This is a genomic window from Sphingobium sp. (genome assembly GCF_035511395.1).
Lineage (GTDB): Bacteria > Pseudomonadota > Alphaproteobacteria > Sphingomonadales > Sphingomonadaceae > Sphingobium.
Genome location: NZ_DATKFP010000194.1, coordinates 1 through 11,484, shown reverse-complemented (window position 1 = coordinate 11,484; position 11,484 = coordinate 1). Strand labels below are relative to the sequence as shown.

Annotated in this window: 10 protein-coding genes and 1 pseudogene; 8 read left to right on the top strand and 3 right to left on the bottom strand. The window is 63.0% G+C overall.

The features are described from left to right. From ppdK to VMR39_RS13240, 7 genes are all read left to right on the top strand, one after another. Window positions 1–2,539 (top strand): pyruvate, phosphate dikinase (gene ppdK / locus VMR39_RS13270; RefSeq protein WP_325416468.1); only part of this gene is annotated, 2,539 nt, incomplete at its 5' end. A 51-nt stretch (window positions 2,540–2,590) separates the two neighbouring features. Further along, on the top strand, window positions 2,591–3,553 hold the full coding sequence (locus VMR39_RS13265) for a dihydrodipicolinate synthase family protein (protein WP_037508588.1): 963 nt from the start codon (window positions 2,591–2,593) through the stop codon (window positions 3,551–3,553). A gap of 20 nt (window positions 3,554–3,573) precedes the next feature. Continuing rightward, on the top strand, window positions 3,574–4,581 hold the full coding sequence (locus tag VMR39_RS13260) for a ketopantoate reductase family protein (protein ID WP_037508591.1): 1,008 nt from the start codon (window positions 3,574–3,576) through the stop codon (window positions 4,579–4,581). Between the two features lie 22 nt (window positions 4,582–4,603). Beyond that, window positions 4,604–5,671 (top strand): tartrate dehydrogenase, encoded by a 1,068-nt coding sequence (locus tag VMR39_RS13255; RefSeq protein WP_037508594.1) that lies wholly within the window; start codon window positions 4,604–4,606, stop codon window positions 5,669–5,671. A gap of 38 nt (window positions 5,672–5,709) precedes the next feature. Further along, on the top strand, window positions 5,710–7,032 hold the full coding sequence (locus VMR39_RS13250; RefSeq protein ID WP_170978351.1) for an LLM class flavin-dependent oxidoreductase: 1,323 nt from the start codon (window positions 5,710–5,712) through the stop codon (window positions 7,030–7,032). A gap of 54 nt (window positions 7,033–7,086) precedes the next feature. Next, the gene (locus VMR39_RS13245) at window positions 7,087–7,374 is read left to right on the top strand and encodes a DUF1330 domain-containing protein (protein ID WP_013834075.1); all 288 of its coding nucleotides are present in this window, start codon (window positions 7,087–7,089) and stop codon (window positions 7,372–7,374) included. Between the two features lie 26 nt (window positions 7,375–7,400). Beyond that, a complete protein-coding gene (locus tag VMR39_RS13240) occupies window positions 7,401–7,832 on the top strand; it encodes a BphX family protein (protein ID WP_025551201.1) in 432 nt (143 codons plus the stop codon). Between the two features lie 38 nt (window positions 7,833–7,870). Here VMR39_RS13240 and VMR39_RS13235 read toward each other — a convergent pair whose 3' ends face one another. The 3 genes and pseudogenes from VMR39_RS13235 to VMR39_RS13225 all read right to left on the bottom strand — a co-directional run. Further along, window positions 7,871–8,482, bottom strand: a complete 612-nt coding sequence (locus VMR39_RS13235) for a recombinase family protein (RefSeq protein ID WP_037508597.1) — start codon at window positions 8,480–8,482, stop codon at window positions 7,871–7,873. 95 nt (window positions 8,483–8,577) lie between these two features. Continuing rightward, window positions 8,578–9,372 carry a hypothetical protein gene (locus VMR39_RS13230; RefSeq protein ID WP_080727004.1) on the bottom strand — a complete coding sequence of 265 codons (795 nt, stop codon included), beginning with the start codon at window positions 9,370–9,372 and terminating at the stop codon, window positions 8,578–8,580. Between the two features lie 142 nt (window positions 9,373–9,514). Continuing rightward, a pseudogene (locus VMR39_RS13225) lies at window positions 9,515–10,936 on the bottom strand (transposase); the annotation flags it as partial. A 68-nt stretch (window positions 10,937–11,004) separates the two neighbouring features. On the opposite strand from VMR39_RS13225, the gene VMR39_RS13220 reads away from it, so the two are divergent. Next, window positions 11,005–11,484: transposase (locus VMR39_RS13220; RefSeq protein ID WP_325416467.1), on the top strand; the 480-nt coding region annotated here is incomplete at its 3' end.

Sequence of the window (11,484 nt, the reverse complement as noted above, 5' to 3'; positions counted from 1 at the left end):
CATCACAACCGAAGAATGCCTTCATTTCCTGCGCGATCGCCACAGCCAGTCCGCGCGCCTCGATGGCGAAGTCAGGTCGGCGCTGACCCATATCGAGCGCACGGTGGGCAAGAGGTTCGGCGATCGGCACGATCCCTTGCTGGTATCGGTTCGTTCCGGCGCCCGGGTCTCGATGCCGGGCATGATGGACACGATCCTCAACCTGGGCCTCAACGACCAAACGGTGCGTGGCTTGGCTGCTTCGTCTGGCGACGAGCGGTTTGCCTGGGACAGCTATCGCCGCTTCGTCCAGATGTACGCAAGCGTTGTGCTCGGGATCGATCACGCGCGGTTCGAGGACGCGCTGGAAAAGGCCAAGGAAGATCGCGGCGTCTCGCAGGACGTGGACCTGAGCGCCACCGATCTTCGTGACTTGATCGGCGAGTTCTTCGGCATCGTCGAGGCCGAACGCGGCGCTCCCTTTCCGCAGGACGTCGACGAGCAGCTTGCTTCCGCAATCGCTGCTGTATTCGAATCCTGGGAATCCGATCGCGCCAAGGTCTATCGCCGCCTCAACGGCATCCCTGGCGAATGGGGAACGGCGGTCAACGTCCAGGCGATGGTATTCGGCAATCTCGGCGAAACCAGCGCGACGGGCGTCGCCTTCACCCGCAATCCGGCAACCGGGGACAAGGCCTATTACGGAGAATGGCTGGTCAACGCCCAGGGCGAGGATGTGGTCGCCGGGATCCGGACGCCGCAATATCTGACGCTCGCAGCCCGCACGGCCGCCGGCGCCAAGCTGCCGTCGATGGAAGAGGCGCTGCCCGCGGTCTTCACGGAGCTCGCCCGCCTGTTCGAGCTGCTCGAGCTGCACTATCAGGACATGCAGGACATGCAGGACATCGAATTCACGGTCGAGCGCGGCAAGCTCTATATCCTGCAGACCCGCTCCGGAAAGCGCACGGCCAAAGCCGCGCTGAAGATCGCCGTCGATATGGTCGAGGAAGGCCTGATCGCCGAGGAAGCGGCGATCAGGCGGATCGATCCGGCCTCGCTCGATCAGCTTCTGCATCCCACGCTCGATCCCGACGCGCCACGGACCCTGCTGGGATCGGGGCTTCCGGCTTCGCCGGGGGCTGCATCGGGCGCGGTCGTGTTCGACGCCGATACGGCTGCGGTGCGCGCCGAACTGGGGGAAAACGTCATCCTGGTCCGGCAGGAAACTTCGCCGGACGACATCCATGGCATGCATGTCGCTCGCGGAATTCTGACTGCCAAGGGCGGCATGACCAGCCATGCGGCGGTCGTCGCGCGGGGCATGGGGCGCCCTTGCGTCTCGGGGGCGTCCAGCCTGTCGATCGATTACCAGGCGCGATCAGCGGAGATTGGTGGCGTGCACATCGCCGAAGGTGACCTGATCACTATCGATGGCAGCACCGGCGAGATTTTCCAGGGCGCCCTGCCAACCGTGATGCCTGAGCTTGACCGCGAATTTGCGACGGTGATGGCCTGGGCCGATCGGCATCGCCGCATGAATGTGCGCACCAATGCCGAAACCCCGGCCGATTGCGAAGTCGCCCGCCAGTTCGGAGCGGAAGGCATCGGTCTGTGCCGCACCGAACACATGTTTTTCGACGGCGAACGCATCAACTTCATGCGCCAGATGATCCTGGCCGCGAATGTGGCTGAGCGGCTCGTCGCGCTCGATCGGTTGTTGCCCGAACAGCGTAGCGATTTCGCCCGGATTTTCGAGATCATGCAGGGGCTTCCCGTCACGGTGCGGCTGCTCGATCCCCCACTCCATGAGTTTCTTCCCCATTCCGAATCGGAATTCACCGAGCTGTCCGCCGCCGTCGGCATCGGCGTGGATCAGCTCAGACGCCGGGCCGAGGAATTAGCCGAGTCCAATCCGATGCTCGGCCACCGCGGCTGCCGCCTGGGCGTGGTCTATCCGGAAATCTACGAGATGCAGGCCCGCGCAATCTTCGAAGCGGCCTGCGCGGTGAGCCGGGAGACCGGCCAACCGGTCGTGCCGGAAATCATGATCCCCCTCGTCGGCACGGCCCGCGAACTCGACATGCTCAAGCGGATTGTGATCGGGGTGTCGGAAGCGGTCTTCGCGGAGCAGGGATTGACGGTTGAATTCACCGTCGGGACCATGATCGAATTGCCCCGCGCCGCGCTGGTGGCGGACGAGATCGCCAAGGTGGGCGAGTTCTTCTCGTTCGGCACCAACGATCTTACCCAGACCACGCTGGGCATCAGCCGGGACGATGCCGGACGGTTTCTTGGCAGCTACATAGACAAGGGCATCTTTGCCACCGACCCATTCGTCAGCATCGATGTAGAAGGGGTCGGCAAGCTGATTGCGATGGCCGCCCGTCTGGGCCGCGAGGCCCGCCCCGACATCAAGCTGGGGATCTGCGGCGAACACGGCGGCGATCCGGCCTCGATCGCGTTCTGCGACAGGGTCGGCCTCGATTATGTCAGCGCTTCCCCGTTCCGAGTTCCCATAGCGCGCCTCGCCGCTGCCCAATCGGCACTGGCCGCTACCTAGCGCGGAACCCGGCCAAGAGCTTAACAAGTCAAAGGGTGGAGGAGAAGAACCATGGACTATGATCGCAAGGACGCCAAGAAATGGGCCACCGAGACAGTCCGGGGGTTTTACCAGTGTCCGATCACCCCGATGACCGCGGACCACAAGTTCGACATCGACGGGATCCGCTACAACATCGACAAATATGTCGAAATGGGCCTTGATGGCCTGGTTGTCGGCGGCTTCATTGCCGAATGCTGGAACGTCACTCCGTCCGAATGGATGCGCTATCACGAGATCGTCGCCGAGGCCAACGCCGGGCGGCTCGATCTTTGGACGATCATCCTCGACCCGTCGGTCCACCTCGCGCTCGAAAAGATGCAGTTCGTCGAGGAGCTGGGTTTCAACGGCGCCGAGGTCATCAATCCCGTCGTCCAGCTTCGCACCGACGACGAGATTTTCGCCTGGTTCAAGTATCTGACCGATCGCAGCAACATGGCGGTCTGCCTCTACCGCACGCCGGTTTCGGGCACGGTGCTGAGCTGGAACCTGATGCGCCGCCTGGCCGATCTCGAGACCGTGATCGGGGTCAAGCAGGGTGCGCTCAATCGCGCCGAGACGATCAAGATCCGCAGCCTGATGCCCGAAGGCTTCAACACCATGGAGCCGTTTGAGTATTTCTTCCTCGAAGACCTCCGGCTGGGCGGGACGGTGTGCTGGGGCGAACTGTCGTTCATGCTCTATGGCAAGAAGCGCCACCTCGCGCGCGACTACATCAACCTCGCCCACCAGGGCAAATGGGAAGAGGCCCGCACCAAGTGGGAAGGCCTGCACGACGTCCGCGAATATTACCATGACCAGTTTGTCTGGGATATCGCGCGCACCGCGACCTATGCTTCGGCGCTGGCGAACATCAAGGCGTGGTATGAGGCGATCGGCCTCAAGGCCGGCCCGATCCTGCCGCCGGTCGCGGACGTGACCCCGCAGAAGAAGGAAGAGATCAGGGCCAAGCTCATCGAGCTCGGCATCGCCTGATCGGACGCGGGACATCGGCAATGACCAGGCAACTGCACTTCTGCATCCACGGCGCAGGCGGACTTGGTTCCGTTATCGGCGGCTTCCTGGCCCGCGGCGGACACAAGGTAACGCTGATTGCGCGCAAACCCCATGTCGAGGCCATCCGCCAGGGTGGTCTGCAAATCGAAGGGGTGCGGGCGCAGTTCGTGCAGCGCGCCAACCTGTTCGCGGTCGAGACCCCGGCCGAGGTCGAGGGCGCGATCGACTATTACATCCTGCTGACCAAGGCGAAGGGCACCGATCAGGCGCTGGCCGATGCGGCGGTGCTGGTTGACCGGACAGCCTGCGCCCTCACCTTGCAGAACGGGGTTGGCAAGGAAGGCCGGCTGCAGGCCGCGTTCGGCAAGGACGAGGTGATTGGCGGGTCGATCATGGACGGCGCAACCCTGCTCGAACCCGGCCGGGCGCTCAACCACATGGCCGTCCCGGTAACCGCCTATTTCGGCGAACTAGGAGGCGGAGAAAGCGATCGCACCCGGACCATGGCCGAGGCGCTGGACTCAGCCGGGATGGGGTCCCGCTCGACTGCCGACATCACCCATGTCCATTGGGAAAAACTGGTCCAGGTCGGAAGTGCTTCATCGTGGAGCGCCAGCACCCTGGGCGGCATCAAAGAGCTCGATTTCATCGACGGTGTGGCGGTACGCGAAGGCGCGGCCCAGTATATCCTGATCGTCAAGGACCTGCTGGCGATCTACAAGGCGCTGGGGTACGAACCGCAAAATTTCTTCGCGCCCGTCTCACGGCTCGTCGAGATCAACGGAGAAAGCTTCGCGCTCGCCGGGGTGATGGCCATGGTCGGCCGGTTCAAGCCGGAGAATCGCCCGGTCCGGACCTCGATGCACGATGACCTGGTGGCAGGACGGCGCATGGAGGTTGACGAAATACTGGGACCGCTCGCCGAGGCCGCCGAACGCCTCGGCGTCGATGCACCGACATTCCTGGGGGCTTACCGGATCCTCAAGACCCTGAACACCTACCTTTGACCTTTCGGCACGGGAAACCCTTTTGAACCGCTATACCATAGCCAATATTCCCGGCGACGGCACCGGCCGCGAGGTTCTGCCCGCCGGGGTGCAGGTCTTGTCGGCGGTAGCGCAGCGATGTGGCTTTGCGCTCGAGTTTCGCGACTTCGACTGGAGCTGCGAAACCTATCTCGCCACCGGGAAAATGATGCCCGATGACGGGCTCACCCGGCTTGCCGATCATGACGCAATCTTCCTTGGCGCGGTCGGTTACCCGGGGGTGCCCGATCACGTCTCGCTGTGGGGCCTGCTGCTGCCGATCCGGCGCGAATTCGATCAATATGTCAATCTCCGGCCGGTGCGGTTGCTGCCCGGCATTCGCTCGCCGCTGCGCGAAAAGAGCACCGGCGATATCGACTTCTGGGTGGTGCGGGAAAATTCGGAAGGCGAATATTCCCAGATCGGCGGCCGCACCGGCACCGGCGAGGATGAAATCGTCATCCAGCAGGCAGTATTCACCCGCCGCGGCACCGACCGGATCCTGCGTTACGCCTTCGATTTCGCGCGCAAGCTTGGCCGGCCGCATGTCACCTCGGCCACCAAGTCGAACGGGCTCTACCATTCGATGCCGTTCTGGGACGAGCGTTTCGCGGCGATCGGCGCGGAATATCCCGGGATCGCCACCGACCAGTACCATATCGACATTCTGGCCGCCCGCTTCGTGATGTCACCCGAACGGTTCGACGTGGTGGTCGGATCCAATCTGTTCGGCGACATCCTGTCCGATCTCGGTCCCGGCGTAACCGGGACGATAGCGGTCGCGCCGTCGGCCAATCTCAATCCGTCGCGGCGCTATCCGTCGATGTTCGAACCGGTGCACGGATCGGCTCCGGACATTGCCGGCCAGGGCATTGCCAATCCGATCGGACAGATCTGGTCGGGGGCGATGATGCTCGACCATCTGGGAGAAGCGGAAGCCGCAGCGATGGTGCTGGCCGCGATCGAAGCGGTCCTGCGCGATCCGCAAGCAGTCCTGACCCCCGATCTGGGCGGCAACGGCAGTACAGCGGTCCTGACCCGCCAAATATTGGAAAAGCTGCAGGGAAGGTGATCCCCGGCAGTCTTCGCGAGCCTGAAGGAACGAAACGCATGAGCCTGCAACGTCAGCTTCACCTCGGCGCGTTCATGCGGCCGGTCAGCATCCATACCGGCGCCTGGCGCTACCCCGGGGCAATCCCGGATGCGAATTTCAACTTCGCCGCGATCCGGCAATTCGCGCGCAAGCTGGAAGCAGGCAAGTTCGACGCCTTTTTCATGGCTGATCATCTCGGGGTCCTGAACATGCCGGTCGAGGCGCTGCGGCGCAGCCACACCGTCACCTCGTTCGAACCCTTCACCCTGCTGTCGGCGCTGGCTGGCGCCACCGAACGGATCGGGCTGGTCGCCACTGCCTCCACCACCTTCGACGAACCCTTTCACGTCGCGCGCCGCTTTGCCTCGCTCGATCACCTCAGCGGCGGGCGGGCCGGCTGGAACGTCGTCACCACGTCCAACCCCGAGAGCGCCAAGAATTTCGGGTTCGAGGTGCAGCCCGATCATTCCGGCCGCTACGGGCGCGCCCGCGAATTCTACGACGTCGTGACTGGCCTGTGGGACAGCTTCGCGGAAGACGCCTTCGTCTGCGATGCGGAAAGCGGCATCTATTTCAATCCCGCGCGGATGCACGTCCTCGATCACAGAGGGCTGCATTTCTCGGTCCTCGGGCCGCTCAACATCGCCCGCCCCCCGCAGGGCTGGCCGGTCATCTTCCAGGCGGGGGCCTCGGACCCTGGACGCCAGCTTGCCGCCGAAACCGCCGAAGTCGTCTTTGCCGCTGGATCGAATCTTGCCGCCGCCAAGAGCTTTTATTCTGATGTGAAAGGGCGGATGATCCCGATCGGACGCAATCCCGATCATCTCAAGATCCTGCCCGCCGCGCTCGTCGTTGTCGGTGACACGGTCGAGCAGGCCAAGGCCAAGCGCGCTCACCTGGACAGCCTGGTTCACTATGAAAGCGGGATTCACTCGCTGTGCGGCATGCTCGATCATGATGTTTCGGGGTTCGACCCCGATGGCCCCCTCCCCGAAATACCCGATACCAACGCCAGCAAGACCTCTCGTGAAATGCTGGTCACGCAAGCCCGACAGTACAACCTCACCATCCGCCAGCTCGCCGCGAAAGCCGGCAGCTATGCCGGGCTCGCCTTCGTCGGCACTCCGGCTTCGATCGCCGACGAGATGGAGCAATGGCTGGAGGAGCGCGGTTCGGACGGGTTCGTCGTGATGTTCCCCTATCTGCCGGAGGGGCTCGACGATTTCGTCGATCGGGTCGTGCCCGAATTGCAGCGCCGGGGCATTTTCCGCAAGGACTACCAAGGCACGACCCTGCGCGATCATTTCGGGTTGCCGCGCCCCGGCAATCGATTCTTTTGACGCGGCGAACCGAAAGCCGCAGACCAGACCGCTAACGACACGGAGGGAACAACCATGGCCGCCTATTTCATCGCTTCCGTCACCTCGCACGACGATGGCTGGGTTGCGGACTACCAAGCCAATGTTCCGCCGATGGTTGCGCGGTTCGGCGGCGAACTGATCTGCCGCTCCAACCAGTTCGAACGCTTCGAAGGCGAAGGCGCGGCGCCGCACTATACGGTGATCATCCGCTTCCCTGCGATGGCGGATGTCCAAGCGTTCATGGCCTGCCCCGACTATGCGCCGTTCAAGGTTGCACGGATCGCCGGCGCAACGTCCGACATTTTCGCGGTCGCCGACTGACCGGCGCAGCCTTTGGAGATCGAACCATGCAAAGCCTGCGCATCTTCTTCATCGCCAGCGGAATCTGGTACCTGTGCAATCTGGTCCTGCTCTGGCCGCCGGTCTATGCAGGGGCCCTGTCCCTGATCTATCCGGGAATCGATCTGGGCCAGGGCCAGCCGGTGTTCGATCTGCTGCTCGATGCCTGGCTGATCGTCGGGATACAGCTGGCCGCGATCGGTATCGTCGCCCTGTGGGGCGCGCGGCAGCCGTGGAAATACATCGCGCTGGTCCCGGTGATCGTGCTAACCGAAGCGGTCGGCGCGGCATGGGACATCTACAGCCTGTTGTGCAGCGGCGAGGCGGAATGGGTCGTCTTCACAACGCTGGCGGCTCATGCTGTGATCGTACTCGGAGCCTGGTACACCTGGACTGCGGCGCACCGGGAAAAGGCGCAACAAGGCGCAGTGACCTCATAGATTGAAAAACGGCCAAGGCGAAGAACGGACGCGGAACGTTATGGAGTTCGCGCGGCGTCTTTGACGGCGAAGTTGTTGACGATGCGACTGATGGTGGCGCGATGGACGCGGAAGAGGCGGGCGATATCGGCTGTCGATCTGCCAGCGGTGAGCATGGTGATGACCTCGGTCTGTTGGTGGGGCGAGAGCTTGGGTTGTCGGCCGCCACTGCGCCCCTGGGCACGCGCCGAGCGCAGGCCAGCCTGCGTTCGTTCGCGCACCATGGCGCGCTCGAACTCGGCGAACGAGCCCAGCATTTGCATCATCATGCGACCGGATGCCGTTGTGCTGTCGATATTTTCGGTCAGCGAGCGGAATCCGGCGCCGGCCTTTTCGACGCGGTCGAGGATAAGCAGCAGATCTTTCAGCGACCGCGACAGCCGGTCAAGTTTCCAGGCTGCGAGAACATCACCGGGCTCGAGACGGTCGAGCAGTCGGTGGAGTTCCGGTCGATCCCAGCGGCCGCCCGAGGCATGTTCTTCGTAGAACCGGGTGCAGCCCGCGGCTTCGAGTGCTTCGATCTGCGGGGCGGTATCCTGGTCTTCGGCCTTGGACACGCGAGCATAGCCGAGCAGCTTGGGTGATGCTGCATTTATCTGTTGCTTTTGCATGTCGTTTGGCAACAGCTTTGTGCGACGAATAGCGCGTTGTTTTTGCTGGACCGGTCTGGATGCTGCGCAAACGACCGTTTGCGCGCGTTCGTTCCTCATGACTGGCATCCGCGATGTCGCGGCTTCAGCCCCGTGCTTCTTTCGGCCAGCCAGTCGATGGCGCCCGGGATGGCACGCCAGGCGGCGCCGTTTTCCTCGACATAAGCGGTCGCCTCATCCTCTCCGCCCATACTGATGTAGCCGTCGCGAGAAGGAACGAGGCGTTTGAGGCCGGCCAACATGGCAGGCACATGCGAGTTGCTCTCCCAGGCTTCCCGGACAATCGCCGGACCGCGCGGGTCCTGTTCGCGATAGGCTATCAGCGCCAGCGTGTAGGCCCAGGCGGCACTTCCATCTCCTTCATACTGGCGCAGTAGCACCTTCAGCCCAGCGAGATCGTCGCGCTGGAGCAAGGCGCTTGCCAGCAGGTAGCGGATGCCCTGATTGTCATTGGGATTGAGGATCAGCATCGCGCGATAATGGTCGATCGCCGCCTGCTGCTCGCCCGTGCGCCATAATGTCATCGCCAGTCCTGCTCGCGCCCGCATATAGGGTCTGGTCTGCAGGAACCCCCAGAAGTGGCCAGACAGTTCTTCGAATTCATTGCCGAGCGCGCGCTCGCCTGCCTCCACGCCTTGACGGTAAAGGGCTAGTGCGTCCGGTTGGGATCGCGCGTCTTCCTCCGCAAGCAGGACATAGGCGTCCGCGCATAGCGGAGAGATGTCGAGTGCGGCCCTGGCGAGAGCGACACGCGCGGCACCGCTCGCTTCCCACGCATCGTACATCATTTCCTGCGCATCATCGACGGCGCCGTTCGTATCGGCCTCCACGCGGCCGAACAGCCCGGCCATGAAACCTTCCATGGCACGGCGGTCGGGGAACACTTCGGAAGCTCGCTTGGCCGGGGTCGATATGGGCCTGTTCCGTGTCTTCCTGGTCTTTGGACGCCGGGGAGGTGGAGATGCTTTTTTTCATCGCAGAGGCCTTTGCGAATTATGCTGTCAGCGGCAGATCGAAGTCGATGCGCCGATCCAAATTGGCCTCGAAACGGCCATAAGGATTGATATGGGCGTGGATGGCCGGCGTCAGACCGCGATGGTCTTCGGCGGTCATCCGCTTCATCCAGGCGGGCTCGGTCAGAACCCGCTGCAGCATCCGCGTGTTCACGTAGACCAGGCAGTTCTGTAACAGATGGAGCGCCAGCACCGCCAGTTCCTGATCCTCCAGGCGATTGGCGGCAATCTCACCGCCCTTGCCGAAGAAGATGAAGCTGTGCGCGCCGTTCCAGTTTTCGACGACGTTGAGCCCGGCATGGATGTCGCGGCGCAGATCCTCCGAACCGATATAGCCGCACAGGAAGATCGTCTTGATGACCTTGCCGAGTTCGGCAAGCGCCGCATAGGTCGGGTGCTGGACAGCCGCGCTGGCAAAGCGGCGCAGAATCGCCTCGGGGTCGGCGGTGCGGTGTTTGAGCGCCGCGGTATATTTGATCATCTCGTCATACTGCCGCTCGATCAGTGGCCAGTTGATCTCACGCGCCAGGATCGGCGTGAGATTGCCGAGCGTTTCGCGCATCGCGGTTTCCGGCACATAAAGCTTCTGGCGGGCGATCGCCTTCAGGCGCGGCGCCAGCTCGAACCCGAGCAGGTGGCAAAAGGCGAACCCCACCTCGCTCTGGCCATGACTGTCGACATAATGACGCTGGATCTCCTGGTCGGTGCAATGGCGCAGCACGCCTTCGATCATCGCGCTGACCTCGGAGGAAGAACAGCGTTTGAGCTGCGAGTAGATGCAGGTCGCCTGGCGCTCCATGTGCCAGTAGATCATGACGCCACGGCCGCGGTAGCGGACATGCCATTCCGCCATCAGATTCTGATCCCACGCACCGACCTTCGTGGAATCCGACGCGCATGCGGTCCCCGCCTCACCCCAGATGCGCTGGTCGCGCGTCGCGAGGATCGCGTTGGTTACCAACGCGGTTGCGCTGCGCAGCGCCTCCTTGTGGATGAAGCGACGCCGGACGTGCAATAGTTCGGCATAGCTCGCGGCCTCCGTTCCTGTGCTGACCCGCTTCAGGCCGGCATTGGTGCCGAGACCGTAGAGGCACAGGACAAGACGCCGGCGGAGTGTATCGGCATCGATAACGACCCGGTCGCCCGACGCCGTGAACTCATCGAGGAATCCGGTTTGCCGGGCGGTCTCCATCAGCACGTCGATCAGGTCCGTCATCGGCCAGCGCCGTTCGAGTTCTGTCTTGATAGCCTCCAGATTGAGCGCTGCCGGCAGCGGCTCGAACGGTGTGATCGAAATCCGGTTCTTGCCCTGCTGTCGAAGTCGCACCTTGGCATTGCGCGGCATCTTCCGGTTCAGCGCGCCGAGCGCTTCGGTCATCTGTGCACGAAGTCCGGCGACAAACGCCCCTGCGTGGGACTGTCAGGAATTTCGTGTGCGGCGAGGCATAATGGGCAACAAGGAGACCCAATATGTCACGACGGAAAGAACCCTCGATACCCAACGACATTCTCGATCAACTGCTGGCCGGCACTGACGCAGCAGCAGCGCTCAGCCAGGGCGGCCTGCTCGATACATTGAAGAAGGCATTTGCCGAACGGGCGCTCAATGCGGAGATGGATCACCATCTTGGCCAGGAGGAGCAAGGGACCTACAGCCGGAACGGCTATGGCCGCAAGACGGTGACGACCGACGGGGGACGGATCGAGATCAAGGTGCCGCGTGATCGGGCGGGCAGTTTCGATCCGCAGCTGATCGCAAAATATCAGCGCCGTTTCCCCGGTTTTGATGACAAGATCATCTCGATGTACGCGCGCGGCATGAGTACCCGTGAGATCACCGGGCATCTGCGCGAACTGTACGGCATCGAGGCCTCACCCGACCTGATCAGCACGATCACGGACGCTGTGCTGGAGGAGGTCACGGCCTGGCAACAACGCCCGCTGGACTCA

What these genes read in the sequence shown, in the direction of transcription:
- VMR39_RS13265 (WP_037508588.1), top strand. Translation starts at nt 2,591, where the DNA reads ATGGACTATGATCGCAAGGACGCCAAGAAATGGGCCACCGAGACAGTC.
- VMR39_RS13260 (WP_037508591.1), top strand. Translation starts at nt 3,574, where the DNA reads ATGACCAGGCAACTGCACTTCTGCATCCACGGCGCAGGCGGACTTGGT.
- VMR39_RS13250 (WP_170978351.1), top strand. Translation starts at nt 5,710, where the DNA reads ATGAGCCTGCAACGTCAGCTTCACCTCGGCGCGTTCATGCGGCCGGTC.
- VMR39_RS13245 (WP_013834075.1), top strand. Translation starts at nt 7,087, where the DNA reads ATGGCCGCCTATTTCATCGCTTCCGTCACCTCGCACGACGATGGCTGG.
- VMR39_RS13240 (WP_025551201.1), top strand. Translation starts at nt 7,401, where the DNA reads ATGCAAAGCCTGCGCATCTTCTTCATCGCCAGCGGAATCTGGTACCTG.
- VMR39_RS13235 (WP_037508597.1), bottom strand. Translation starts at nt 8,482, where the DNA reads ATGCAAAAGCAACAGATAAATGCAGCATCACCCAAGCTGCTCGGCTAT.
- VMR39_RS13230 (WP_080727004.1), bottom strand. Translation starts at nt 9,372, where the DNA reads ATGGCCGGGCTGTTCGGCCGCGTGGAGGCCGATACGAACGGCGCCGTC.